General features: G+C 66.7%; 24 protein-coding genes. 7 read left to right on the forward strand and 17 right to left on the reverse strand.

What is annotated here, in order from left to right:
- Positions 1 to 122: 122 nt before the first annotated feature.
- Positions 123 to 1340, reverse strand: a complete 1218-nt coding sequence (locus N7607_RS15970; protein WP_279867585.1) for a YihY family inner membrane protein — start codon at positions 1338 to 1340, stop codon at positions 123 to 125.
- A 73-nt stretch (positions 1341 to 1413) separates the two neighbouring features.
- On the opposite strand from N7607_RS15970, the gene arsC reads away from it, so the two are divergent.
- From arsC to N7607_RS15985, 3 genes are read left to right on the forward strand one after another with little or no spacing between them, the layout of a single operon-like run.
- Complete coding sequence (gene arsC, locus N7607_RS15975; RefSeq protein ID WP_279867586.1) at positions 1414 to 1767, forward strand: arsenate reductase (glutaredoxin); 354 nt, start codon at positions 1414 to 1416, stop codon at positions 1765 to 1767.
- Positions 1764 to 2369, forward strand: coding sequence for an NAD(P)H:quinone oxidoreductase (gene wrbA / locus N7607_RS15980; RefSeq protein WP_279867587.1), 606 nt, complete (start codon positions 1764 to 1766; stop codon positions 2367 to 2369). Before arsC ends, wrbA begins: the two co-directional genes overlap by 4 nt.
- Entirely contained in the window at positions 2362 to 2769 is a 408-nt protein-coding gene (locus N7607_RS15985) for a DUF2069 domain-containing protein (RefSeq protein ID WP_279867590.1), read from the forward strand. The genes wrbA and N7607_RS15985 overlap by 8 nt, the downstream gene beginning before the upstream one ends.
- Before the next feature lie 19 nt (positions 2770 to 2788).
- On the opposite strand, the gene hda is transcribed toward N7607_RS15985, so the two are convergent.
- The 3 genes from hda to N7607_RS16000 all read right to left on the reverse strand — a co-directional run bounded on the left by hda (position 2789) and on the right by N7607_RS16000 (position 5691).
- The gene (gene hda, locus N7607_RS15990) at positions 2789 to 3493 is read right to left on the reverse strand and encodes a DnaA regulatory inactivator Hda (protein ID WP_192397711.1); all 705 of its coding nucleotides are present in this window, start codon (positions 3491 to 3493) and stop codon (positions 2789 to 2791) included.
- Positions 3490 to 4584 carry an AI-2E family transporter gene (locus N7607_RS15995; RefSeq protein WP_279867592.1) on the reverse strand — a complete coding sequence of 365 codons (1095 nt, stop codon included), beginning with the start codon at positions 4582 to 4584 and terminating at the stop codon, positions 3490 to 3492. Before N7607_RS15995 ends, hda begins: the two co-directional genes overlap by 4 nt.
- An 81-nt stretch (positions 4585 to 4665) precedes the next feature.
- Entirely contained in the window at positions 4666 to 5691 is a 1026-nt protein-coding gene (locus tag N7607_RS16000) for a DUF2066 domain-containing protein (protein WP_279867594.1), read from the reverse strand.
- A 198-nt stretch (positions 5692 to 5889) separates the two neighbouring features.
- Between N7607_RS16000 and purM the strand changes: the two genes are divergently transcribed.
- The 4 genes from purM (at position 5890) to N7607_RS16020 (ending at position 8686) form a co-directional block, all read left to right on the forward strand.
- Entirely contained in the window at positions 5890 to 6948 is a 1059-nt protein-coding gene (purM, locus tag N7607_RS16005; protein ID WP_279867595.1) for a phosphoribosylformylglycinamidine cyclo-ligase, read from the forward strand.
- Complete coding sequence (gene purN / locus N7607_RS16010; RefSeq protein WP_279867653.1) at positions 6945 to 7595, forward strand: phosphoribosylglycinamide formyltransferase; 651 nt, start codon at positions 6945 to 6947, stop codon at positions 7593 to 7595. The genes purM and purN overlap by 4 nt, the downstream gene beginning before the upstream one ends.
- 8 nt (positions 7596 to 7603) lie before the next feature.
- Positions 7604 to 8323, forward strand: coding sequence for a DUF3108 domain-containing protein (locus N7607_RS16015; RefSeq protein WP_279867598.1), 720 nt, complete (start codon positions 7604 to 7606; stop codon positions 8321 to 8323).
- A 93-nt stretch (positions 8324 to 8416) separates the two neighbouring features.
- Positions 8417 to 8686, forward strand: a complete 270-nt coding sequence (locus tag N7607_RS16020) for a Rho-binding antiterminator (protein ID WP_279867599.1) — start codon at positions 8417 to 8419, stop codon at positions 8684 to 8686.
- Between the two features lies 1 nt (position 8687).
- On the opposite strand, the gene N7607_RS16025 is transcribed toward N7607_RS16020, so the two are convergent.
- The 13 genes from N7607_RS16025 to N7607_RS16085 form a co-directional block, all read right to left on the reverse strand.
- Positions 8688 to 10343 carry a GGDEF domain-containing protein gene (locus N7607_RS16025; RefSeq protein ID WP_279867600.1) on the reverse strand — a complete coding sequence of 552 codons (1656 nt, stop codon included), beginning with the start codon at positions 10341 to 10343 and terminating at the stop codon, positions 8688 to 8690.
- A 110-nt stretch (positions 10344 to 10453) separates the two neighbouring features.
- Complete coding sequence (locus tag N7607_RS16030) at positions 10454 to 10993, reverse strand: DUF2058 domain-containing protein (RefSeq protein ID WP_279867601.1); 540 nt, start codon at positions 10991 to 10993, stop codon at positions 10454 to 10456.
- Positions 10994 to 11012: 19 nt separating this feature from the next.
- Positions 11013 to 11852, reverse strand: a complete 840-nt coding sequence (gene mazG / locus N7607_RS16035; RefSeq protein WP_279867602.1) for a nucleoside triphosphate pyrophosphohydrolase — start codon at positions 11850 to 11852, stop codon at positions 11013 to 11015.
- 145 nt (positions 11853 to 11997) lie between these two features.
- Positions 11998 to 14244, reverse strand: a complete 2247-nt coding sequence (gene relA / locus N7607_RS16040; RefSeq protein WP_279867603.1) for a GTP diphosphokinase — start codon at positions 14242 to 14244, stop codon at positions 11998 to 12000.
- A gap of 80 nt (positions 14245 to 14324) precedes the next feature.
- Complete coding sequence (rlmD, locus tag N7607_RS16045) at positions 14325 to 15674, reverse strand: 23S rRNA (uracil(1939)-C(5))-methyltransferase RlmD (protein ID WP_279867604.1); 1350 nt, start codon at positions 15672 to 15674, stop codon at positions 14325 to 14327.
- Between the two features lie 2 nt (positions 15675 to 15676).
- Positions 15677 to 16564, reverse strand: coding sequence for a cysteine synthase CysM (cysM, locus tag N7607_RS16050; protein ID WP_279867605.1), 888 nt, complete (start codon positions 16562 to 16564; stop codon positions 15677 to 15679).
- A gap of 83 nt (positions 16565 to 16647) precedes the next feature.
- A complete protein-coding gene (locus tag N7607_RS16055) occupies positions 16648 to 16986 on the reverse strand; it encodes a DUF3325 domain-containing protein (protein ID WP_279867606.1) in 339 nt (112 codons plus the stop codon).
- 1 nt (position 16987) lies between these two features.
- Positions 16988 to 18523, reverse strand: a complete 1536-nt coding sequence (locus N7607_RS16060; RefSeq protein ID WP_279867609.1) for a PepSY-associated TM helix domain-containing protein — start codon at positions 18521 to 18523, stop codon at positions 16988 to 16990.
- A complete protein-coding gene (locus N7607_RS16065; protein ID WP_279867610.1) occupies positions 18520 to 18789 on the reverse strand; it encodes an iron transporter in 270 nt (89 codons plus the stop codon). The genes N7607_RS16060 and N7607_RS16065 overlap by 4 nt, the downstream gene beginning before the upstream one ends.
- The gene (locus N7607_RS16070) at positions 18786 to 19730 is read right to left on the reverse strand and encodes an alpha/beta hydrolase-fold protein (RefSeq protein ID WP_279867612.1); all 945 of its coding nucleotides are present in this window, start codon (positions 19728 to 19730) and stop codon (positions 18786 to 18788) included. The genes N7607_RS16065 and N7607_RS16070 overlap by 4 nt, the downstream gene beginning before the upstream one ends.
- Positions 19731 to 19805: 75 nt before the next feature.
- Complete coding sequence (locus tag N7607_RS16075) at positions 19806 to 22055, reverse strand: FepA family TonB-dependent siderophore receptor (protein ID WP_279867614.1); 2250 nt, start codon at positions 22053 to 22055, stop codon at positions 19806 to 19808.
- A gap of 126 nt (positions 22056 to 22181) precedes the next feature.
- The gene (locus N7607_RS16080; RefSeq protein ID WP_279867617.1) at positions 22182 to 23522 is read right to left on the reverse strand and encodes a histidine kinase sensor domain-containing protein; all 1341 of its coding nucleotides are present in this window, start codon (positions 23520 to 23522) and stop codon (positions 22182 to 22184) included.
- Positions 23523 to 23525: 3 nt separating this feature from the next.
- Entirely contained in the window at positions 23526 to 24227 is a 702-nt protein-coding gene (locus N7607_RS16085; protein ID WP_279867618.1) for a response regulator transcription factor, read from the reverse strand.
- Positions 24228 to 24258 lie beyond the last annotated feature (31 nt).

The following is a 24258-nucleotide window of genomic DNA, read 5'->3' on the forward strand; positions in this document are numbered from 1 at the left end:
TAGTTGCCAGAAGCGTGCCAGCCTTCCTGGGCCGGTGGTTTCTGCGCCTCAGCGCACCTGCAGTCTCATGCGACAGACTGCACCTCGCCTTAAACTGACTTTTTTCGTCACTTCTGGCAAGCCTATTCCTTGGCCCTTAGCCACTGCGCGAGGCTGCCTTCGAACAGCGTCGCCTGCTGCTCATGCAGTTGCACCAAAGCCTGGCGTAACGCCGGATACCAGGCCTCGTCCAGCTGCTCCGGCAACTGCCCCGGACGCGGCAGCGGCCACGGGCTATGACCGAGCAGGCGATGCAGGCTGTAATGCTCCAGATCGCGACACAGCACCCAGCCCCCGCCGCTGGTGCGACAGATCAGCTGTTCGCGCTCGAGGAAGTCGAGGATTTCCTCCCACTCGTCCTCCGGCAGCAACCAGCCTTCGCGCTGCACATCGAGATGGCGCACCGGCCGCCCCCGCTGCTGACGATCATGGAATACCCGCAGTACACCGAGCAGCACCAGCAGGCGTGGTAACGCGCGGCGACGCCAGATGCGCGAGGACGACAGGTTGCATACCAGTTCGGCACCGAATAGCACGATCAGCCAGGACAAATAGACCCACAGCAAGAACAACGGCACGGTGGCGAAAGCGCCGTAAATCAGCTGATAACCGGGGAACAGGCTGACGAACAGGCCGAAGATGCCCTTGGCTATTTCCACCAGCACCGCGGCGAACAGCCCGCCGGTCAGCGCATGCGCCAGGGGCACGCGGGCATTTGGCACCGCCGAATAGATCAGGGTGAAGGCCGCCGTGCTGAACAGCAGCGGCGCGAAACCCAGCAGGGTCTTGGCGCCGATCAGCGCATCCGGCCCGGACAGCAGCGACAGCGAAGCGATGTAGGTGGTCACGGCGAAACCGGCGCCCAGCAGCAACGGCCCCAGACTGAGGATCGCCCAGTACAACAGGAAGCTGGAGATACCGCGGCGCGGCTGGCGCACCCGCCAGATCGCGTTGAAGGTCTTCTCGATGGTCACCAGCATGAAGAACGCGGTGACCGCCAACAGCGCCACGCCTACCCAGGTCAGGTGACGCGCCTGGGTGGTGAACTCGCGCAAGTACTGCTGCACCGTCTCGCCGGACGACGGCACGAAGTTGCGGAAGATGAAACTCTGGATCTGTTCGCCGGTGTCCTGAAACGCCGGCACGGCCGAGAGCGTGGCGAAGGTCACGGTCATCACCGGCACCACGGCGAACAGCGTGGTGTAGGTCAGCGCGGCAGCGCTGTTGATGGCGCGGTCGGCGAGGAAACGTTGCAACAGGAAACGCCAGAACTCCACCACATCATCCAGCCGCTGTCGCATGCCCACTCCTTAGAACCCGTTTCTTGCTCGACGCGGCTAGAATAGCGCCCTCATTCGCCAATGGGCACCCGCCATGACCGATCTGACCCTCTACCACAACCCGCGCTGTTCCAAGTCCCGCGGCGCGCTGGAGCTGCTCGAAGCCCGCGGCCTCACACCGCAGGTGGTGCGCTACCTGGAAACGCCGCCCAGCGCCGCCGAACTGCGCGAACTGCTGAGCAAGCTGGGCATCGGCGCCCGCGCGCTGCTGCGCAGTGGCGAGGATGAATACAAGGAGCTCGGCCTGACCGATGCCAGCCTCAGCGATGAACAGCTGATCGCCGCCATGGCCGCCCATCCCAAGCTGATCGAGCGGCCGATCCTGGTCGCTGGCAAACGCGCCGTGATCGGTCGCCCGCCGGAGAAGGTGCTGGAGCTGCTGGCATGAGTTCGCCCTACATCCTCGTGCTCTACTACAGCCGCCACGGCGCCACCGCCGAGATGGCCCGGCAGATTGCCCGCGGCGTCGAACTGGGCGGCCTGGAGGCGCGCCTGCGCACTGTGCCGGCAGTGTCCAGCGAATGCGAGGCCGTGGCCCCGGCCATCCCCGACGAAGGCGCACTGTACGTCAGCATCGACGATCTCAAACAATGCTCCGGCCTGGCCTTGGGTAGCCCGACCCGCTTCGGCAACATGGCCGCGCCGATGAAGTACTTCATCGACGGCACCAGCAGCCTGTGGCTGACCGGCGAACTGGTCGGCAAACCAGCCGGCGTGTTCACCTCCACCTCCAGCCTGCATGGCGGCCAGGAAAGCACCCTGCTGTCGATGATGCTGCCGCTGCTGCACCACGGCATGCTGGTCTGCGGCCTGCCCTACAGCGAAGGCGCCCTGCTCGACACCCGCGGCGGCGGCACGCCTTACGGCCCCAGCCACCATGCGGGTGCCGACGGCAAACGCAGCCTCGACGAACACGAAATCGCCCTGTGCCGCGCACTCGGCCAGCGCCTGGCGAACACCGCCGCGAAACTGGAGACCACCCGTGGCTAAAACGCCCAAGCCCCTGCCACACCTCGACTGGCTGGCCCCGCGCCTGAAGATCAGCCGCGCCCTCAGCCTGTTCAGCTTCTTCGCCATGCTGGTCCTGCTGCTGGTGTGGAACCTGGCCTTCGCCGACCTGCACGGTGCGCGTACCTGGGTGGTGCTGAGCATTCAGTTGCTGCCGCTGTTGCTGCTCGCCCCCGGACTGCTGCTGGGCAACGCCCGAGCCCACGCCTGGATCTGTTTCGTGGTGAACATCTACTTCATCCAGGGCGTGCTGGCCGCCATCGACCCGAACCGCGCCCTGTTCGGCGCCCTGGAGACGGTGATCAGCCTGCTGCTGTTCTGCAGCGCCCTGCTCTACGTGCGCTGGAAGTTTCAGTACGACCGCAAAGTGGCAGGAGAATAAGGGAAGTACATCTTGGGCCTTACCAGCCCAGGGTTTCCTTGAGGAACGGGATGGTCAGCTTGCGCTGAGCCTGCAGCGAGGCCTGGTCGAGGCGTTCCAGCAGCTCGAACAGCGCGCTCATGCTGCGCTCACCGCGGGTAAGGATGAAGCGACCGACTTCGTCGGTGAGGTGCAGGCCGCGACGCGAGGCACGCAGCTGCAGGGCACGCAGCTTGTCTTCGTCGGAAAGCGAATGCAGCTGAAACACCAGCGCCAGGGTCAGGCGCGATTGCAGGTCGGGCAGCTGGATCGGCAGTTCGCGCGGCGACACGGTGGCCGCCAGCAGCAGGCGGCGGCCGGAATCACGCAGGCGATTGAACAGGTGGAACAGCGCCTCTTCCCAGTCAGAACGACCGGCCACGGCGTCGAGATCGTCCAGGCACACCAGTTCGGCCTGATCCAGACCATCCAGCAACTCGGGGCCGTAATCCGCCACTTCGGCCAACGGCAGGTACACGGCCTGCTCGCCACGCTGCTCAAAGCGCAGGCAGGCCGCCTGCAGCAGATGGCTGCGCCCAACGCCCTCACCTCCCCAGAGATAGATCAGGCTCTCGGTCCAGCCGGCATCGGCCTCGCACAGGCGCTCGACATAGCCAAGGGCGGCCGCGTTGGCGCCGGGGTAGTAGTTGGCGAAGGTGGCATCGTCACGCAGACGCACACCAAGGGGCAGCTGTACAGGTTTCATGCGCTGGACGGCGGTTCTTGCGAATCGCCGGAAGACTCTCCGTAAAGTGCGGAAAGTTTATAGAAATCATGCGCATGGCGCAGCAATACCATGATCACCGCCGCCACCGGCAGGGCCAGCAGTACGCCGGTGAAGCCGAATAGCTGACCGCCGGCGAGTATGGCGAAGATCACGGCAACCGGGTGCAGGCCGATACGATCGCCGACCAGCATGGGCGTCAGCACCATGCCTTCGAGCAGTTGGCCGATGCTGAACACCACGGCGATGCCGATCAGCGGGTACAGATCGAAGCCGGCGTACTGGAACAGGGCGGCCACCACGGCGGCGCCGAAGCCGACGATGAAGCCCATGTACGGCACGATGCTGGCCAGGCCAGCAAGCAGGCCTATCAGCAGACCCAGCTCCAGGCCGACTGTCATCAGGCCAATCGAATAGATGGCGGCCAGGGCCAGCATCACCAGCAACTGACCGCGCATGAAGGCACCGAGCACTTCATGGCATTCGCCGACCAGGCGCACGACTAGACCTTCACGGGCCCGCGGCAGCAGGTTCTGCAGCTTGGCCATCATCAGGTCCCAGTCGCGTAGCAGGTAGAAGGCCACCACCGGGATCAGGAACAGGTTGCCCAGCCAGCCGAGCAGCGCCAGGCTCGACGCGGTGGCCTGGGCCAGCAGGCCGCCGACGATGTCGGTGGTCTTGCCCAGGTGCCCGGACAGCGCCTGCTTGACCTGTTCGAAGCGCCAGAAGCCCTCGGCCAGACCGAGTTGCGCCTGCACCCACGGCAGCGCATGGTGCTGGGCCCAATCCAGGCCCTGCGGCGCCAGCTCGTAGAGACGCACCAACTGGCGGCCGAGCATGGGAATCAGCACCAACAGCATGATCAGCAACAGCAGGCTGAACAGCCCGAAGACGATGACCACGCTCCAGGTACGGGACAGGCCACGCTTCTCCAGGCGATCCACCAGCGGATCGCCCATGTAGGCCAGCAGCATCGCCACCAGAAACGGCGAGAGGATCGGGGTGAGCAGGTAGATAAGCCAGCCACACAGGAACAGTCCGGCCAGCCATAGCCAACGCCGCGAATCGGTCATCTCAGGCACTCCGCCTCTGGTGATGGAACCTGCACGCCCACCGGGCAGTGCACCTATCAGTCCTTGAACGGCTAACCGCGGTTACCAGCGGAAGCGCATGAGATTGGCCGGCGCCGGAGCGGGTGCAGCCTGCGGATCGCTGCTGGCATCCAGCGGCGCGGCATCGGCCGGCACTTCCTGCAGGCCAGCCAGACCCAACTGGGCGCGCAGCTGTTCGGCGCTGGCGTTGACCTGCCAGACCATCTGATCACCCTTGATCCGCACCAGGCGCGCGGCGAAGGGTTCGAGCAGACGCTCCAGCTCGGCGTAGCGACCCAGGTCGGCGCCCTGGATTTCCAAGGTCAGGGCGCTGGCGGCGCCCGGCTTGACCAGGAAGCGAGGGGCCAGACGCTCGCTCACGGCCAGCAGCACGGCATCGGCCAGCGCCTTCTGGTCAGCGCCCTGGGCCTTGCCCTGCTCACGGGCGTCGCCCAGCCACAGGCGCCACTCGGCCTGCCACTGGCCACCCTCTTCACGGGCCTGCACGGCCAGCAAGGCATCGGCGCCGTAGCGCTCGGAGGCCGGTTGCAGCGCGTCCGGCTGACTGGCGGCGAGGTTTTCCGGAGTAGCGACCAGCTGTTCCTCTAGATCGGCCAGCGGCAGGCGTAGCGGCAAGCCGCGATGCTGGGCGGCCTGTTGCAGCGGCGCGGCCGCTTCCTGGCCATCGCCGATCAGGCTGACACCTTCGGCGCCGCTGTTCAGCCACCAGGCCAGAATGGCCGGGCGATTGGCGCCCCACAGCGCCAGGCCGGCCTGGCGCAGCTTGTTCTCGGTGGTCACAGGATCGAAGTCCACCACCAGGGTCTCGCCTTCATAGACGTATTGGCTAACCAGCTGTTGCGGGTCGTGGCGCACTCCTTCCAGCGCCGGGCTCTGCACCGCCTTGGCGTCGCCGGTCAGGCGCAGCACCAGGGTCTCCAGGGCGCGATTGAGGGCGGCGGTGCGCTCCTCCGGCTGCTGGCTGGAGACCGGCTCGCGCACCTGGTAGAGGCCGCTGACCGTCTCGGCCAGGGCCGGCAGGCTGAGCAGCGAGAGGCAAAGTGCAAACAGGCGGGCGGACAGGCGCATCGATTAGGGTCTCGGTTGGGGAGGATGTGCCTGGGCGGCACTCGAAGGGCTATACCTTAAACAGCCGCCTGTCCCCCGGCAACCGTCGCGCCAGGTGGCCGCTGGCGGGCAAGCCTGATAAAATCGCGCGCCTTCGCGGACCGGCCCGCGCCAATGCCGGTCGCCCACAGCATTCCCCCCTTCTAAAGGCCTGAACCCATGAGCAAGCAACCCTCCATCAGCTACAAGGATGCAGGTGTCGACATCGACGCCGGCGAAGCCCTGGTCGAGCGCATCAAAGGCGTGGCCAAGCGTACCGCGCGTCCGGAAGTCATGGGTGGCCTGGGTGGTTTCGGCGCCCTTTGCGAAATTCCTGCCGGCTACAAGCAGCCGGTACTGGTGTCCGGCACCGACGGCGTCGGCACCAAGCTGCGCCTGGCGCTGAACCTGAACAAGCACGACAGCATCGGCCAGGACCTGGTCGCCATGTGCGTCAACGACCTGGTGGTGTGCGGCGCCGAGCCGCTGTTCTTCCTCGACTATTACGCCACCGGCAAGCTGAACGTCGACGTGGCTGCCACCGTGGTCACCGGCATCGGCGCCGGTTGCGAACTGGCCGGCTGCTCCCTGGTCGGTGGTGAAACCGCCGAGATGCCGGGCATGTACGAAGGCGAAGACTACGACCTGGCCGGCTTCTGCGTCGGCGTGGTGGAAAAGGCCGAGATCATCGACGGCTCGAAAGTGGTCACCGGCGACGCACTGATCGCCCTGCCCTCCTCCGGCCCGCACTCCAACGGCTACTCGCTGATCCGCAAAATTCTTGAAGTCAGTGGCACCGATATCGAAGCCACCGAGCTGAACGGTAGCAAGCTGGCCGACCTGCTGATGGCGCCGACCCGCATCTACGTCAAGCCGCTGCTGAAACTGATCAAGGACACCGGCGCAGTCAAAGCCATGGCCCACATCACCGGCGGCGGCCTGCTCGACAACATCCCGCGCGTACTGCCGGAAGGCGCCCAGGCGGTGATCGACGTGGCCAGCTGGAACCGCCCGGCCGTGTTCGACTTCCTGCAGGAAAAAGGCAACGTCGACGAGCACGAAATGCACCGCGTACTGAACTGCGGCGTCGGCATGGTCATCTGCGTCGCCCAGGATCAGGTCGAGGCCACCCTGGCCAGCCTGCGCGCCTCGGGTGAAACTCCGTGGGTGATCGGCCAGATCGCCCAGGCCGCCGAAGGTGCCGAGCTGGTCGTGCTGAACAACCTGAAAGCCCACTGATGGCCGACTGCAATGTCGTGGTGTTGATTTCGGGGTCCGGCAGCAACCTGCAGGCCCTGATCGACAGCATCGCCAAAGACGGCAATCCGGCGCGCATCGCCGCGGTGATTTCCAACCGCGCCGATGCCTACGGCCTGGAGCGGGCCAAGCAGGCAGGTATCACCACCCGGGTGCTGGACCACAAGCAGTTCGACGGCCGCGAGGCCTTCGACGCCGCGCTGGTCGAGGCCATCGACGGCTTCGACCCGCAGCTGGTGGTGCTGGCCGGCTTTATGCGCATCCTCACGCCTGGGTTCGTCAATCACTACACCGGTCGTTTACTGAACATCCATCCCTCGCTGCTGCCCAAGTACAAGGGCCTGCACACCCACCAGCGTGCGCTGGAGGCCGGTGACAGCGAGCATGGCTGCAGCGTGCACTTCGTCACCGAGGAACTCGATGGCGGGCCTCTGGTCGTACAGGCGGTGGTGCCGGTAGAGTCTGGCGATACGCCGGAAAGCCTGGCCCAGCGCGTGCATTCCCAGGAGCACCACATCTATCCTCTGGCGATGCGCTGGTTCGCCGAGGGTCGCCTGCAACTGGGCGCCAGCGGCGCTCAACTGGACGGCAAGGACCTGCCGGCCACCGGACACCTGATCCGCACATAGGAGATTCCATGCCCCGCGTTCTGCTGATGCTGCTCGCCCTCCTGGCCCTGCCAGTACAGGCCGCCCTGGAGCTCAAGCCCTTCTCTGCCAGCTACACCGCCGACTGGAAGCAGGTGCCGATCAGCGGCACTGCCAGCCGCAGCCTGGAGGCCCTGGACAACGGCCGCTGGGAGCTGAAATTCGAGGCCTCGATGCTGGTGGCCAGTCTCAGCGAGACCAGCACCTTCCGCATGGAGAACGATGCCTTCCTGCCGCTGACTTATCGCTTCGACCGCAGCGGCCTGGGCAAGGCCAAGCAAATCGAACTGGACTTCGACTGGACCGAGAAGCAGGTGCTGGGCAACGACCGCGGCGAGCCGGTGCGCTTCCCGCTCAACCGCGGCATCCAGGACAAGTCGACCTACCAGCTGGTACTGCAGCACGACGTTGCCGCCGGCAAGCAGAGCATGAGCTACCAGGTGATCGACGGCGACGAGGTCGAGACCTACGACTTCCGCGTGCTGGGTAGCGAGCGGGTGCGCACCAAGGCCGGGCTGATCGAGGCGATCAAGGTCGAGCGCGTGCGCGACCCCACCCAGAGCAGCCGCAAGACCGTGCTGTGGTTCGCCAAGGACTGGAATTACCTGCTGGTACGTCTGCACCAGGTGGAGAAGGACGGCAAGGAATACCAGATCATGCTCAAGGACGGCCAAGTCGACGGCCGTACCGTCGAGGGCATCGCCGAGTAACACTCGCGTACACGAAGAAGCCGGGCACTGCCCGGCTTTTTTCTGCCCGGCAACCGGCCTAGCCTGTACTCATCGCCCCAGGGGGAAAGCGCCATGAACGACTATCAGCCGGTTTCCTGCAGCCTCTACGATCACCTCGAAGTGGCCTGCCTGCAGCACTACCGCCTGGCCATCGAGCTGCGCGACGGCACCCGCCTAGAGGCCGAGGCGATCACCACCGAGACCGATGAACAGAAGCGGGAATTTCTCGTGGTGCGCGACGCTCGGGGCCTGCACAGGCTGCGCCTGGATCACCTATTGGCGATCACGCCACTCACCGACAACGCCCGCTTCGACCGCATCGAACCGGGCCCGCGCTGTTGAATCAGCCCTGCCCCGCCGCCATCACCTGATTGCGACCGGCCTTCTTCGCCGCGTACAGCGCATTGTCGGCGCACAGGATCAGGCTCTCGCTGTCGCGCCCGTCGTCCGGATACAGGGCATAACCGGCGGAAAAGCTGAAGTGGCGTTGCGGCGCCACATCCAGCGGCGCCAGTGCGCTGAAGTCCTGGCGCAACTGCTCCACGCGCTGGGCCAACGCCATCTGACTGATGCGCGGCAGCACCAGCAGAAATTCCTCGCCGCCCCAGCGACAGAGAATGTCGCCGGCCCGCGCATGGCCGCGCAGCAGGTCGGCCAGGGCCAGTAGCACCTGGTCACCGGCCGTGTGACCGTAGGTGTCGTTGACCAGCTTGAAGTAGTCGGCGTCGATCAACACCAGTCCCACGCCATAGCCCTCGCGCTCGGCGCGGGCGATCTCCAGCGGCAGGCTGGCGTAGAGATAGCGGCGGTTGTACAGGTTGGTCAGCGGGTCGCGCTCGGCGGCGAAACGCAGCTGGTCCTGCAGCTGCTGGTTCTCGCGCAGCCGCTCGGTCAGCGCCTGGTTGCTCAGGCGCAGGGACCGGCTCAGGCGATAGAAGCGCTGCGCGACCCAGGCCAGCAACAGCAGGCCGCCGAGAATCACCAGGCTGACCCAGTTGAGCATGCGGCTGCCCAGGGGTTGCGGCACCTGATAGATCAGACCGTCAACGCCCGTCCCCGGCGGCAGCATGCCCAGCTCCTGGTACACCGCGGCGATGCTCTGCCAGCGCCCCTGATGCTGGTAACCCATCTCGATCAGGTCGGGAAACACCAGGCGGCGCATCTGCTCGGCCTCGAAACGCAGCTTGCCCTCGCTCAGCTCAGGGGCGTAACGCTGGCGAATCAACGCAATGCTGCCCTCGACATCGGCAAACGCCTCGCGCCAGCCGTGCAGACTGGCGGCGCGGAAGGCCTCGACCAGCGCCGGATCGCCACGCAGCAGGCGCTCGCTGGCGAAAAGCGCGTCGCCGTAGAAATCGATGCCCGCCGCCCGCGGCGTCATCTCGATGTAGTCGAGGCCCTGCTGCTGCAGTACATAGGCCTCGTCGGTGGAGTAACCGGAAATCACATCGACCCGGCCCTCCAGCAGGGCCTGCAGCTGATCGTCCATGGGCGGCACGCGCACCAGGCTGTCGCGGGCGATGCCTTCGTGTTGCAGGTAGGCGAACGGCTCGGCCTCGGCATCGTGCAGCACCACGCGCTTGCCTGGTAGATCGTGCACGCTGCCGATACCGGCGGCACGCCGGGCGAACAGCACGGCCGGCGAATGCTGGAAGATCACCGCCAGGCTCACCAGCGGACGACCCTGCACATGGGCCAGGACCAACTCCGAACCGGCAATGCCGAAGTCGGCGCGCTCGGCCTGCACCTCGTCCATGGCATCAATACCCGGCCGCCAAGGCAGGATGCGCAGGTCGATGCCGGCATCGCGGTAGTAGCCGCGCTCCAGCGCCAGATAATAGCCGGCGAACTGGAACTGGTGGCGCCACTTCAGCTGCAGACTGACCGGGCGCAACTCCTCGGCCTGGGCTGGCAGCACCAGCGCCAGGCAGATCAGCCAGATGCCGCTCAGGAGGCCGCGGCAAAAGCCGCGGCGCGGTGCAGGGTGAATATGGGACAAGGAGGCGGAACCTCGCGCGAGATCGCTCCTGTAGGTCTAGCAGAAGCGCAGCGGGATGAAAAACGCCGCATTCCGGCGGAAGGCGGCGTCTGTTCAGGCGTGGCGGGTGATCACCACATCAGATCGTCCGGCACCTGGTAGGCGGCGTACGGGTCGTCGGCGTCCGGCGCCTCGGTTTGGGTGTTTAGCAGCAGCACGCGGGCCGGGTCGCGCTCCTGGATCTTCAGCGCCGCTTCGCGCGGGATCACCTCGTAGGCGCCGCCGAGGCGGACGATGGCCAGCGACCCGCGGCTGAGCTTGTCGCGCATCAGGGCGTTGACCGAGAGGCGCTTGACCTTCTTTTCGTCGATGAAGTTGTAGTAGTCCTCGGTGGTCAGCTTGGGCAGGCGGCTGGTCTCGATCAGCTGCTTGATCTGCGCGGCGATCGCCTTCTGCTCGGCCTTCTCCTGCTGCTGGCGATTCAGCTCCTGGTCCTTGGCGGCCTTCTCGGCCTTGGCCTGCAGGGCGGCCTGCCTTTGCGAGTCGTCCACCTCGACCTGGTTCTTCTTCTCCAGGCGTTGCTGCTTCTGCTTCTGCTTGCCGGCCTGCTTGGCCTGCTTTTCATTGACCAGGCCGGCTTTCAGCAGCTGGTCGCGGAGGGAAAGGCTCATGGATACTCGCTCTTGATCATCAGCAGCCCGGGGACTGCTTTTCCAGTTTCTTGGCTTCGCCCCACAGGGCGTCCAGCTCTTCCAGGCTGCAATTCTCGATGGGGCGACCGGCGTCGCGCAATGCCTGTTCGATGTAGTGGAAGCGCCGCTCGAACTTGTTGTTGGCCGCACGCAGGGCCGTTTCCGGATCGACCTTGAGGTGCCGCGCCAGATTCACTGCGACGAACAACAGGTCGCCGACCTCTTCGGCGATGGCCTCAGCATCGTTTTCGCTCATGGCCTCCAGCACTTCGTCCAGCTCCTCGCGCAGCTTGTCCACCACCGGCAGCGCTTCCGGCCAGTCGAAACCGACCTGGGCCGCACGCTTCTGCAGCTTGGCCGCACGGCTCAGGGCCGGCAGCGCGTGGGGCACATCGTCGAGCAGCGACAGCTGCTCCGGCGCGGCGGCCTTCTCGGCACGTTCTTCGGCCTTGATCTCTTCCCAGCGCTGCTTGATCGCCGCCTCTTCCAGTCGCGCCATGTCCGGCGCGCCATACAGGTCGCCATCGGGGAACACGTGGGGATGGCGGCGCACCAGCTTGCGGGTGATGCCATCGACCACCGCAGCGAACTCGAAGCGCCCCTCCTCCTTGGCCAGCTGGCTGTAGTAGACGACTTGGAACAGCAGGTCGCCCAGCTCGCCGGGCAGGTGGTCGAAGTCGCCGCGCTCGATGGCGTCGGCCACCTCGTAGGCTTCTTCGAGGGTGTAGGGAACGATGGTCGCGTAGCTCTGCTTGAGGTCCCAGGGGCAGCCGTGCTGCGGGTCGCGCAGGCGGGCCATCAGGTGCAGCAGATCGTCGAGGGAATAACGGTCTTGCATGAGTCAGTCTCTAGGATTGGGCTACGCACTCCCCTCTCCCTCCGGGAGAGGGGCCGGGGGTGAGGGATCACGCAACTCCGGGTCGCCTATGGCCCCCTCACCCTACGCGGGCCGCCCGACCCTCTCCCAGAGGGAGAGGGGGAAATCAACTACCGCTGCGATTGCGCCGCGCCTCAATGATATTGGGCAGCTGGCTGATCCGCGCCAGCAGCCGGGCCAGGGCGTCCAGGCCGGGAATCTCGATGGTCAGCAGCATGGAGGCGGTGTTGTCCTCCTTGTTCGAGCGGGTGTTCACCGCCAGCACGTTGATGCGGTCGTTGAGCAGCACCTGGGTCACGTCGCGCAGCAGGCCGGAGCGGTCGTAGGCGCGGATAACGATATCCACCGGATAGGTCTGCACCGGCACCGGGCCCCAGCTGACCTGGATGATCCGCTCCGGCTCGCGCCCGGCCAGCTGCAGCACCGAGGCGCAGTCCTGGCGATGGATGCTGACACCACGACCGACCGTGATGTAGCCGACGATCGGATCGCCCGGCAGCGGCTGGCAGCAGCCGGCCATCTGCGTCAGCAGGTTGCCGACACCCTCGATCTGGATGTCGCCGCGCCGCCCCGGGCGTGGCGAAGTCGCGCGCCGCGGGATCAGTTCCAGCTGCTCGTTGCCACGCTCCGGCTCCACCTGCTGCTGAGCCAGGTTGACCGCATGGGCCAGGCGCAGGTCGCCGGCGCCGAGGGCCGCGTACATGTCCTCGACCGTCTTCAGGTTGCACTTCTCGGCCAGCTTGGCGAAGTCCACGGCCGGCAGCGCCAGGCGCGACAGGTCGCGTTCGAGCATGACCTTGCCGGCGGCGACGTTCTGTTCGCGGTCCTGCAGCTTGAACCAGTGGACGATCTTCGCCCGCGCCCGCGAGGTGGTGATGTAGCCCAGGTTGGGGTTGAGCCAGTCGCGGCTCGGCGCGCCCTGCTTGGAGGTGATGATCTCCACCTGCTCGCCGGTCTGCAGGCTATAGGTCAGCGGCACGATGCGCCCGTTGACCTTGGAGCCCCGGCAGTTGTGGCCGATCTGGGTGTGCACGCGGTAGGCGAAGTCCAGCGGCGTGGCGCCCTTGGGCAGGTCGATGGCGTGGCCGTCCGGGGTGAACACGTAGACCCGGTCCGGCTCGATATCCACGCGCAACTGCTCGGCCAGGCCGCCGATGTCGCCCAGTTCCTCGTGCCACTCGAGCACCTGGCGCAGCCAGGCCATCTTCTCCTCGTAGTGGTCGGAGCCGCCCTTGACGTCGGTGCCCTTGTACTTCCAGTGGGCGCACACGCCCAGCTCGGCCTCCTCGTGCATGGCGTGGGTGCGGATCTGCACCTCCAGCACCTTGCCGTCCGGGCCGATCACCGCCGTGTGCAGGGAGCGATAGCCGTTCTCCTTGGGGTTGGCGATGTAGTCGTCGAATTCCTTGGGGATGTGCCGCCACAGGCTGTGCACGATGCCCAGCGCGGTGTAGCAGTCGCGCACTTCCGGCACCAGCACGCGCACCGCGCGCACGTCGTAGATCTGGCTGAACTGCAGGCCCTTGCGCTGCATCTTCCGCCAGATCGAATAGATGTGTTTGGCGCGGCCGCTGATGTCCGGCTTGATGCCGGTGGCGGTGAGTTCGTCGCGCAGCTGCTGCATCACCTCGGCGATGTACTGCTCGCGATCGAGACGACGCTCGTGCAGCAGCTTGGCGATCTGCTTGTACTGCTCGGGTTCCAGGTAGCGGAAGGAGATGTCCTCCAGCTCCCACTTGATATGGCCGATGCCCAGGCGGTGGGCCAGCGGCGCATAGATGTCGAACACCTCGCGGGCCACGCGCAGGCGCTTCTCGTCATCGGCATGCTTGACCGCGCGGATCGCGCAGGTGCGCTCGGCCAGCTTGATCAGGGCCACGCGCACGTCGTCGACCATGGCCACCAGCATCTTGCGCAGGTTTTCCACCTGGGCCTGGGAGCCGAGCACCAGGGAGTCGCGCGGGTTGAGCGAGGCGCTGATGGCGGCCATGCGCAGCACGCCCTCGATCAGCTTGGCCACCACCGGGCCGAACTTGTCCTGCACCGCCTTGAGGCTGATCTTGCCCTCGCGCACGGCGCGGTAGATCACCGCGGCCACCAGGCTGTCCTGGTCCAGCTTGAGGTCGGCGAGGATCTCGGCGATCTCCAGGCCGGTCTGGAAGCTGGAGTTGCCTTCCGCCCACAGGTTCTGCGCGGCGTTGGCCTGCTGCTCCACCTCGCGGGCGAACTCGCAGGCCGCCTTCAGGGCTTCACGATCCAGCGCCGGGTCGACGCTCAGCGTGTGGTCCAGCCAGGCCTCGAGGTTGATGCTGCCGTCGAGGTTGATCGGCTGGTGTGCTCTCACCTGTACCATCTTCTGCCTTCCCTACGGCGGGTCGCAGCCCACCGGACTATCGCCGGCCTTCTGTGAGCCGGTCGGATTGCGCCGGCATCCTAGCCAGCCTCGAATAACGCCATCGCCTCCACATGCGCCGTCTGCGGGAACATGTCGAGAATCCCGGCCCGTTTCAGCCGGAAGCCCTGCCTGACCAGTTCGGCGGTGTCGCGCGCCAGGGTCGCCGGGTTGCACGAAACATATACCAGGCGCCGCGCGCCCAGCTCGCCGATCTGCTTGACCACCTCGAAGGCGCCATCGCGCGGCGGGTCCAGCAGGATCGCGTCGAAGCCCTGGGCGACCCAGGGCTCAGCGGCCAGCGGCTTCGACAGGTCGGCCTGGAAAAAGTGCAGATTGCCCAGGCCGTTGGCCGCGGCATTGGCCCGCGCCCGCTCGACCATGGCCTGCACACCTTCCACCGCCACCACCTCGCGCACCTGCTGCGCCAGCGGCAGGGCGAAATTGCCCAGGCCGCAGAACAGGTCCAGCACGCGCTCGCCAGTGTGCGGCGCCAACCAGTCTAGCGCCTGTTCGACCATCGCCTGATTGACCGCGCCGTTGACCTGGACGAAATCCCCAGGCCGGTACTGCAGCTCCAGGTTCCAGGGCTCCAGACGATAGCCCAGGCTCTGCCCGGGCAGATCGGCCTCCGGCTCGCCGGTACCGTGCAGCCACAGCTGCGCCTCATGCTCGGCGCAGAACGCGCGCAGGCGTTGCAGATCGGTCTCGCCCAGTGGCGCCGTATGGCGCAGCAACACGGCCGTCTGGGTGCCGTGGAACAGTTCGACATGGCCCAGAGCCTGGGGCTTATCCAGGCTGCGCAACAGCGCCGGCAAAGCACGCATGATCGATTGCAAGGGCTGTACCAGCACCGGGCAATCGGCGATGGCGACGATGTCCTGGCTGGCGGCGGCACGGAAGCCGACGTCCAGGCGCTTGGCCTTGACGTCCCAGCGCACGGCGATGCGCGCGCGGCGGCGATAGGCCAACTCGGGGCCGCTGAGCGGCGCCACCCATTCATCCGGCTGCACGCCAGCGAGGCGCTGCAGCTGTTCGGCCAGGGTGCGCTGTTTCAGGGCAAGCTGCTCGGTATGGGGCAGGTGCTGCAGGGTGCAGCCGCCGCAGCTGCCGGCATGCGCGCAGGGCGCTTCGCGGCGCAGTTCCACGGCGCGCAGCACGCGCTCGGTGCGCGCCTCCACCACCTGGCTGCGGGCGTTGAGTACGCGGGCTTCCACTTCCTCGCCCGGCAGGCTGCCGGCGACGAACCAGCTACGGCCGTCGATAAAGGCGATACCGCGACCATCGTTGGACAGGCGCTCGATCAGCAGCTTCTGCTTCTTGCCTACCGGCACCTGCGCTTTGCGCTCGCCACCGGCGGGCTGAAAGCGCAGCGATCTGTGCTTGCTCATGGTCAGCGGTTGAACAGGCCGGACGACAGGTAGCGGTCGCCACGGTCACAGATGATCGCCACCATCACCGCGTTCTCCACTTCCTGCGCCAGCTTGAGCATGGCCGCCACCGCACCGCCGGAGGAAACGCCGCAGAAGATGCCCTCTTCGCGCGCCATTCGCCGCATCATTTCTTCGGCCTCGGCCTGGGTGATATCCAGCACGCGATCCACGCGGCTGGCGTCGTAGATGCTCGGCAGGTATTCCTGGGGCCAGCGGCGGATGCCGGGGATGGCCGAGCCGTCCTGCGGCTGCAGGCCGATGATCTCGATGGCCGGATTCTGCTCCTTGAGGTAGCGCGAGGTGCCCATGATGGTGCCGGTGGTACCCATGGAGCTGATGAAATGGGTGATGCCGCCGCCGGTCTGCTGCCAGATCTCCGGGCCGGTGCCGCGGTAGTGGGCCTCGGGGTTGTCACCGTTGGCGAACTGGTCGAGCACCTTGCCCTTGCCCTCGGCCTGCATGGCCAGGGCCAGGTCACGCGCCACTTCCATGTTGTCCACCAGAATCAGCTCGGCACCGTAGGCGGTCATGGCCGCCTTGCGTTCGTCGGTGGAGTTGTCCGGCATGATCAGGACCATCTGGTAACCCTTGATCGCCGCCGCCATCGCCAGGGCGATGCCGGTGTTACCGCTGGTGGCCTCGATTAGGATGTCGCCGGGCTGGATGTCGCCACGCTGCTCGGCGCGGGTGATCATCGACAGCGCCGGGCGGTCCTTCACCGAACCGGCCGGGTTGTTGCCCTCCAGCTTCACCAGCAAGGTATTGGAGGTGTTGCCGGGCAGGCGTTGCAGGCGGACCAGCGGAGTGTTGCCGATGCAGTCGGCGATGGTGGGAAACTGCAGGGTCATGGCGAGACGGCTATCCGTTCACGAAACAGGTGCGCCATGATACCGGCAAACCGCCGCCGACCATATCGGCGGCGCTATTCGCCTCAGCCACCCACAACCCAGGCGATGCCCAGCACGAGGCTAGCCGGCAGCGGCCAGAACAGCGCCAGGCGCGGCCAGTAGGGCAACAGCAGGACCAGGGTGAAGCCGGCCAGGCAGATCTGGCCGAACCAGCCGACCGGACCCATGGCCCAACCCCAGGCGGCTACGCAGGCAGCGAAGCTGGCCGCGAGCAGAACCCAGCCGGCCAGGCGCAGGCCACGCCGCAGCCTGGGCGTAGGCACGCGCTGCCAGACCTGCTTGTGGTGGCGCTCCAGGCCCTGGCACAGGCCGACCATGCCGGCATACGCGAGCAACAATCCGCCGAAGAAGGCACTCAGCATCTCAGTTCACCTCCAGCGTGGTTCGCGCAGCGCGCCGTGGCGCCGGCTGCTCGCCCTTGCGCCCGACGCGCAGCGCGGTCCAGGCCAGCAGCGCGCCGCAGGCCAGCACGGCGAGTTCCAGCAGCAGGCGACCCTGGTCGACCCACGGCCACTCCAGGGTCAGCGCGCTGAGCAGCGGCAACCCCAGGCAGAGCAGCGCGGCCAGGCCCAGTTGCTCGCGCCAGGCCTGCAGGTGCGGGCGGCACCAGCCATGCAGCAGGCTCAGCGCCCAGATGGCGAAGAACAGGCGCAGCTCCCAGCCAGCGCGCTGGGCCAGTTCCACCGGCAACAGGCGATTGATCCAGAACAGGCCGATGCAGGCCAGGGCCAGGCCGGCGATCACCGCGATGTTCAGGCTCTCAATCAGGCGATTGCCGAAGCCCTGCGCCCTGCCCTCCTGCAGGTACTTGCGCCGGCGCTTGACGGTGAACAGCACCAGGCCGCTGGCGATCATCGCGCTGCCCACCAGGCCGCAGAAGAAGTACAGCCAGCGCATCGGGTAGCCACCGAACTGGGCGAAGTGCAGGCCGAACATCACCCGCTGGGTCAGCACGCTCGGGCGCAGCTCCGGCGGACCGGCGAGCAGCTCGCCGCTGACGCCGTCGAACACCATGTTGTGGCCCTTGCTCAGGGCGATGCGGTTGCCCAGCACGCGCCGCACCTCGACCAGCGCATCGGCCTGGCCGGGATGGCTGATGCTCACCGCGGCCAGCGGCCCCATGCGCTGCTCGGCCTGTTCCAGCAGCGGGCCGAGGGCGACCAGTTGCGCCGCCGGCGCGCGGCTCGGCCCGTGGTGGTGCGGCGGCTCCTCGATATGCTCCTGGTAGAAGGCCTCGAAGTCGCCGTCGTACAGCGCCTGCAGCGCCGCCGGCAGGTAGATCAGGCCGAAGATGATCAGCCCGGTGTAGACGATCATCAGGTGGAACGGCATCAGCAGCACGCCGGCGGCGTTGTGCGCATCCAGCCAGGAGCGCTGGCCCTTGTTCGGGCGGAAAGTGAAGAACTCCTTGAACAGCTTCTTGTGGATGACGATGCCGCTGACCAGGGCGGCCAGGGTCGCCAGCGCCACCAGGCCGACCACCCAGATACCGACCTGGCGCGGCAGGTTGAGGGTGTAGTGGAAGTGGAAGAAGAAACTGCCGCCAGCGGCCTCGCGCACCTTCAACGGCTCGCCACTGCGCGGGTCGAGATGGGTGGTGATGCCGTTGCGCCGATCACCGGCGGTGACCGCCAGGCCGGGCATGCGCTCGCTGGGCAGGGCAATGCTCCAGGCCCCGGCGTCGGCATGGTGGCGCTGCAGGTAGGCCAGGCCATGGGCGGCGGCCTGGGCGATGGGCACGTCCTGGCGCTGGATCTCCGGCTGCATCCAGTGGTCGATCTCCTGATCGAACACCGCCAGGCTGCCGGTGAGGAAGATGGCGAACAGCGGCCAGCCGAACAGCAGGCCGCCCCAGGTGTGCAGCCAGGCCATGGCCTGGGTGAATGTCTGTTTCTTCATCCCAGGCGCTCCAGCAGTTGTGGCCAGAAGCCGATCAGCGCCAGCGGGATCGCCAGCGGCACGCCAAGCCAGGCGCGCCAGGCGTCGCGCGCGGCGAAGGCCCAGAGCACGGCCAGGGTATAGATGATGAACATCGGCAGGCTGGCGACCAGCAGCGAATCGACCCGATCCAGCGGCAACAGCCGCGCCAGGCAGGCGGTGAAGGCGTAGGTGAAGACATATCCACCGAGCAGCGCGGCCATGGCGCGGGAGAACACGGCGCTCATCGCACAGCCTCCAACGGCGCCAGGCCGGCGAGTAGGCGCAGCGCCGGGCGCAACGAGGCGGCCAGCGCCGGACCGTGGTCCAGGCCGGCGAACTCATGAAACTCGGCGTGCAAGCCGGGCAGCGCATCCAGGCGTTCGGCCAAGCGCTGCGGCGTATCCGCCGGCAGCGCGGCCATGGCCAGCGCCCGCGGCGAGTCGGCAGCGAGCTGACCGCGCGACGGACGCTCGGCGCTGCCGCGCAGGATCAGCAGACGGGTCTGGGCATCGCTGCCGGCGAAATCGCGATGGCGTTCGAGCAGCAGGCCGGACTGCCACCAGAGCGACGGACTGGCGGCGATATAGAAGCGGAAGTCGCTCGGCGCGACGAACAGGCTGTCGAGCACGAACAGGCCACCCAGGGAATGCCCCCACAGCCCCTGGCGGTCCTGGTCCACGGCGACCCGCCGCAGCACCTCGGGGCGAATCCGCTGCACCAGCAGCGCGCGGAAGGCCGCCGCGCCACCTGTCGGGCGATTGCCGAGCATGGCGTCCGGCGTGCCGGGGCCACCTGACGGCGCCGGGGTGTAGTCGAGCATGCGCCCGTCCAGGTCCAGGCGGCTGTCGCTGGCCGGGCCGACCAACACCAGCAGCGGTGGCTGGCCCTGGCTCAGCTCGGCCAGCCAGTCCTCGCGCAGGGCGGCCAGGGCGGCGTTGCCATCCAGCAGGTAGAGCGCCGGGTAGCCGGCAGCAGGTGCGGCCTGGCGCGGAATGCCCAGGCGCACGCGGTAGTGGCGCTGGCCATCGGCCGAGGCCAGCTCGAAGTGTTCGAAACGGTAGTGCGCGGAACCGCGCTCGACCAGGGTCTCGCCGAGGCGCTGGTCCGGCTCGGGACGGGCCTGCGCCAGCGGCGCCAGGATGATCAGCAGCACGCCGAGCAGCCGGGGCAGAATGCGTTGCAACATCGGCACCTCACAAGGCAAAGCCCCGCAGAGCGGGGCCGAAGGCCCGCCATCGCGGCGGGCAAGGAGCATGGGCGATCAGAAAGAGGCAGTGACCGACGCGAAGTAGGCGCGACCCGGCTCGTTATAGGTGTTGGCGCCGGCTTCGGTGGCATTGCCCTCGCGGTAGATGCGCTTGTCGAACAGGTTGTTGATGCCGACGCGCAGGCTGTAGTTCTCGCTGAACTCGTAGCCGGCGCTGACGCCCATCAGCCCGTAGGGGTCGATGTCCTTCTGCGCCTCGTCCGGGATCGCCTCCTGGCGGCGCGGGTTGGTCGACGGCGACTCTTGTTTGCCGTAGTAGGTGCCGTTCAGCTGGAAGGACAGCTTCTCGGTGGCCTGCCAGTCGAGGCTGCTGTTGAGGGTGTACTCCGGAATGATGCTCAACGGCTCGCCGGTGTCCTTGTCCTCGGACTCGATCATGTAGGTGAAGTTGGTGTTCCAGTCCAGGCGCGGACTCAGCTCGACGAACAGGTTGCCTTCCACACCCTCGACCACCGCCTTGTCGGTATTTTCCCACTGCAGCACCCGGCGACCATTGGCCAGGCGGAAGACGTATTCGTTGCTGCCGACGATCTTGTTGCGATAGTCGTTACGGAAGTAAGTGGCGCTGGTACGCCAAGTGCCCTTGTCGAAGGACAGGCCGATTTCCTTGTTGATGCTGGTTTCCGGCTCCAGGTTCGGGTTGCCAGCCAGGTAACAACCGTTGCCGGTGTTGGCCTCGGTGGCGTTGCAGCCAAAGCCACGGCTGTACAGCAGATAGTGGGGGTTGGACTGGTACATGTTCGGCGTCTTGTAGGCACGCGCGATACCGCCCTTCAGAGTCAGTTCGTCGGTCAGTTCATGAGAGGCGTTGAGGCTCGGGCTCCAATTGCCACCGTACTCCTCGTGATCGTCGAAGCGCAGGCCTGGGGTGACGATGGTGCGCTCGCCAACCTCTATGTTGTCCTCGACGAACAGCGCATAGCTATGCGCGGTGACCTTGGTCTCACCACGGCTGAATCCGGGGATGGCACCCGGAGCCGGGTCCCAGGAGGCTTGCGAGCGCAGCGAGCCGGGGTCGTTAAGCGATTCGTAGAGATATTCGCTGCCGAGGGTCAGTACCTGTTCGAAACCGGCGCTGAGCGGCAGGCTAACCTCAGCATTGGCGCGGGTGTTGCGCAGACGCGACATGAAGGCGCCCGCGCCCTCGGTCGGCGCGCCTTCGGGGCCGCCGGCCAGGCCCTCGTTGAGGCGCCAGTTGCGGGTGTAGTCGTAACCCAGCGAGGCCTTGGAGCTACCCCAGTCGAAGTCACCCTTGTGGGTCAGCGCGTAGTTGGTGCGCTGCATCACGTTGGTTTCCTGGCCATACAGGCTGTCGATGAACGCGGGGTTGCCACCCCCGTTGTTGTTCATGGTGTCGCCAGCGTAGATGTTGCCCTGACGGCTATAGCCGGCCTCCAGATCGAGGGTCTGCTCGGGATTCAACTGCCAGCTGAGCAGGCCGTTGATGTCCTTGTTGCGTACCCCCTCACGGCCGGCAACCATGGCGTCCGCGCTGGCCTGGTGGTCGCGGTTGATGTCCGCATCGTCGGCGTCGGTGGTGCTGGCACCACCGTACAGACGGAAGGTGAAGGCGTCGCTGATCGGGCCGCTGAGGCTGAAGTTGCTACGCTTGCTCATGCCCTCGGCATCATCCTCTGGCAGAGAGGTGTAGGCGGTGACAGAGCCGCGGACTTCGTCGGTCGGGCGTTTGGTGATGATGTTGATCACCCCGCCCATGGCGCCGGAGCCATACCGTGCCGCGGCCGGACCACGCAGGATCTCGATGCGCTCGACCTGTTCGGCCGGCACCCAGTTGGTCTCGCCGCGAGTATCGCGATCGCCGTTCCAGCCATAGCGCACGGCGTTTCGCGAAGTGGTGGGCTGGCCATCGATGAGGATCAGGGTGTTTTCCGGGCCCATGCCGCGCAGGTCTATCTGGCGGTTGTTGCCACGGTTGCCGCTGGTGCTGTTGCCGGTCAGGTTGACGCCCGGCTCGCGGCGGATCACCTCGGAAAGGTCGTTGGTCGGCGGAAGCTTCTGGATGTCCTCGGCCGTGATGATCGACACGCCCGGGGCCTGCTTCAGCTCCTCCTCGGCGGTGCCCAGCACGCGGGTCTCCTCCAGCTGCAGCGCCTGCTCGGTGCCGGCCACCGGCAGGTCGGTGCTCTCCACCCGCACCTGGTCCGAGGCGGCCTGCAGGGCCTGGGGAACGGTGGCCATCATCAGCGCCAGGGTCAGGTGGCTGAATCGGAATCGCGGCTGCATCTACATCTGCTCCTTTGCATGCGGATCGATGCGCAGGAGGGGCAGAGTCATCCGTGCCCGCAGTGGCCTGCGCCAAGCGAGCGAGATGATATTTATTCCCATTTGATAGTAAAGCGCGTTTACAAACTATACATTTTGTAACCGCATGCTCAGGCGCAGGCCCTTGGCGCCGTTCTCCGCCCATAGTTCGCCACCCTGCAAACGGATGGCGCTGCGAGCGATGGCCAACCCCAGGCCGAAGCCATCGCCACCTGGACGCGCCGCGCACAGGCGGGTGAAGGGACGGAAAATGGTCTCCAGCTCGGCGCTCGCCACGCCGCCGCCCTGGTCCTCGATACACAGCAACCAGCCTGCGCCCTCGCGCCGGCCTACCAGGCACACCAGCCCATCGGCCGGCGAATGGCGGATCGCATTGCGCAGGATGTTCTCCAGGGCCTGGGCCAGGCCGTTGAGATGGCCCAGCACCCGGCAGTCGGGCGGCAGCTCGCAGCGCAGGCGCTCGCGCGACCAGCCGCTCTCGAAGCAGGCGTTCTCGCCGAGCACATCCCACAGCGCCTTGATATCGATGATCTCCAGCGGCAGTTGCGGCCGCTCGGTATCCATCCAGACCAGTTCCAGGGTGTCGTCCACCAGTTGCTGCATGCACTGCACTTCACGCTCCAGACGCTGGCGCAGCACCTCCAGATCGCCGGCGCATTCGCCCGCCACGCGCAGCCGTGACAGCGGCGTGCGCAGCTCGTGGGACAGGTCGCGCAATAACTGGCGCTGGTAGCTCACCGTATGCTCGAGGCGTTCGGCCATGTGGTCGAAGGCACGTCCCAGGGCGCCCAGCTCGTCGTCGCGATGGCTTACCCGCGGTGCCACGCGGGTACTCAGGCGATCGCCACGCAGGGCATCGGCCTGTTCGCGCAGGTGTTTCAGCGGCGCAATCAGCTGCCGGTAGATCAGCAGACATAAAAGCAGCGCCAGCACCCCCGGCACCAAGCCATGCACCAGCAGCTGGGTGCCGGGGGTGAAGCCCGGTGGCAGCAGGCGCTCCGGCAACTCGATGGCCAAGCGGCCTTCGTCAGGCGCCCCCGGGAAAGGCACCAGCAGGTTGGGCAGGCCGATGCTGCGCCTACTCATCGGCCAGTCGATGCGCCGCACGAAGGTCAGCCGCTCCAACTCGTCACCGCTCAGTTCGCGGCTGGACAACGAGTTCAGTCCCGGCCCCAGCACGGCGATCCAGCCGCTCTCACGGGTCTTCATCGCCTCCAGCCAGCGGTCCACGCTCTCACGACCACCCTCGCGCCACGCCCGCTCGGCCTCGGCGGCATAACTCTGCAACTGTTGCTGCGCCTCGGGGCGCAGACGATAGCCGAGCTGCTCGACACTGCCGCCCCAATACCACACCAGCCAGACGATCAGCAGGCAGAAGCCCAGCAGCAACGCTGCCAGGCGCCAGAACACCGAGTGTCGGGTCAGCATCTCTCACCCCTCCTCGCGCTGGAACAGGTAACCCTTGCCCCACGCCGTCTCCACCCGCCCGGCCAGGTAGCCGATGGCCTGCAGCTTGCGGCGAATGTGGCTGACGTGCATGTCCAGGCCGCGGTCGTGCTGCGACCAGGGGCGGTGCAGCACCTGCTGATAGAGGAAGGCCTTGCTCAGCACCTCGCCGCTGTGGCGGACGAAGATTTCCAGCAGGCGGAACTCGGTGCCGGTCAGCTGCGCCCACTGCCCGGCGTGGCGGGCATCCAGGCGCACCTCGTCCAGCTCCAGCTGCGGCGCGCTGGCGACCGGCTCGCGATCACGCCGCTCGTAGGCGACGCGGCGCAGGATGGCCTCGATGCGCACCTCCATCTCGGCCATGGCGAAGGGCTTGGGCAGGTAGTCGTCGGCGCCCTGGCTGAACCCGGCGATGCGATCCTGCTCGGCGCCCAGGGCGGACATCAGGATGACCGGCACCCGGCGCCGGCGGCGCAGCTCGGCCAGCGCCTCCAGGCCGTTGCAGCCGGGCAGCAGGATATCCAGCAACACCAGGTCGAAGGTTTCGCTACAGGCCAGCGCCAGGCCGGCCTCGCCGTCGCCCTGCAGAGTCACGTCGAAACCGCGGCGACCGAGGTGCTCCTGCAGGTGCGCGGCCAGCACCGGATCGTCCTCGATGGCGAGGATGCGGGCGGAAGTGGCAGACATGCGGACAAATCTCAAATAAGAATAAATATCG

The organism is Pseudomonas sp. GD04019, assembly GCF_029837695.1.
GTDB lineage: Bacteria > Pseudomonadota > Gammaproteobacteria > Pseudomonadales > Pseudomonadaceae > Aquipseudomonas.

Coding starts and splice junctions, on each gene's coding strand:
- N7607_RS15995 (WP_279867592.1), bottom strand. CDS start 4,584: ATGACCGATTCGCGGCGTTGGCTATGGCTGGCCGGACTGTTCCTGTGT.
- arsC (WP_279867586.1), top strand. CDS start 1,414: ATGACCGATCTGACCCTCTACCACAACCCGCGCTGTTCCAAGTCCCGC.
- relA (WP_279867603.1), bottom strand. CDS start 14,244: ATGGTACAGGTGAGAGCACACCAGCCGATCAACCTCGACGGCAGCATC.
- mazG (WP_279867602.1), bottom strand. CDS start 11,852: ATGCAAGACCGTTATTCCCTCGACGATCTGCTGCACCTGATGGCCCGC.
- N7607_RS16015 (WP_279867598.1), top strand. CDS start 7,604: ATGCCCCGCGTTCTGCTGATGCTGCTCGCCCTCCTGGCCCTGCCAGTA.
- N7607_RS16030 (WP_279867601.1), bottom strand. CDS start 10,993: ATGAGCCTTTCCCTCCGCGACCAGCTGCTGAAAGCCGGCCTGGTCAAT.
- N7607_RS16055 (WP_279867606.1), bottom strand. CDS start 16,986: ATGCTGAGTGCCTTCTTCGGCGGATTGTTGCTCGCGTATGCCGGCATG.
- N7607_RS16075 (WP_279867614.1), bottom strand. CDS start 22,055: ATGCAGCCGCGATTCCGATTCAGCCACCTGACCCTGGCGCTGATGATG.
- wrbA (WP_279867587.1), top strand. CDS start 1,764: ATGAGTTCGCCCTACATCCTCGTGCTCTACTACAGCCGCCACGGCGCC.
- N7607_RS15970 (WP_279867585.1), bottom strand. CDS start 1,340: ATGCGACAGCGGCTGGATGATGTGGTGGAGTTCTGGCGTTTCCTGTTG.
- cysM (WP_279867605.1), bottom strand. CDS start 16,564: ATGACCCTGCAGTTTCCCACCATCGCCGACTGCATCGGCAACACTCCG.
- N7607_RS16020 (WP_279867599.1), top strand. CDS start 8,417: ATGAACGACTATCAGCCGGTTTCCTGCAGCCTCTACGATCACCTCGAA.
- N7607_RS16085 (WP_279867618.1), bottom strand. CDS start 24,227: ATGTCTGCCACTTCCGCCCGCATCCTCGCCATCGAGGACGATCCGGTG.
- N7607_RS16060 (WP_279867609.1), bottom strand. CDS start 18,523: ATGAAGAAACAGACATTCACCCAGGCCATGGCCTGGCTGCACACCTGG.
- N7607_RS16070 (WP_279867612.1), bottom strand. CDS start 19,730: ATGTTGCAACGCATTCTGCCCCGGCTGCTCGGCGTGCTGCTGATCATC.
- N7607_RS16065 (WP_279867610.1), bottom strand. CDS start 18,789: ATGAGCGCCGTGTTCTCCCGCGCCATGGCCGCGCTGCTCGGTGGATAT.
- N7607_RS16000 (WP_279867594.1), bottom strand. CDS start 5,691: ATGCGCCTGTCCGCCCGCCTGTTTGCACTTTGCCTCTCGCTGCTCAGC.
- N7607_RS16080 (WP_279867617.1), bottom strand. CDS start 23,522: ATGCTGACCCGACACTCGGTGTTCTGGCGCCTGGCAGCGTTGCTGCTG.
- hda (WP_192397711.1), bottom strand. CDS start 3,493: ATGAAACCTGTACAGCTGCCCCTTGGTGTGCGTCTGCGTGACGATGCC.
- purM (WP_279867595.1), top strand. CDS start 5,890: ATGAGCAAGCAACCCTCCATCAGCTACAAGGATGCAGGTGTCGACATC.
- rlmD (WP_279867604.1), bottom strand. CDS start 15,674: ATGAGCAAGCACAGATCGCTGCGCTTTCAGCCCGCCGGTGGCGAGCGC.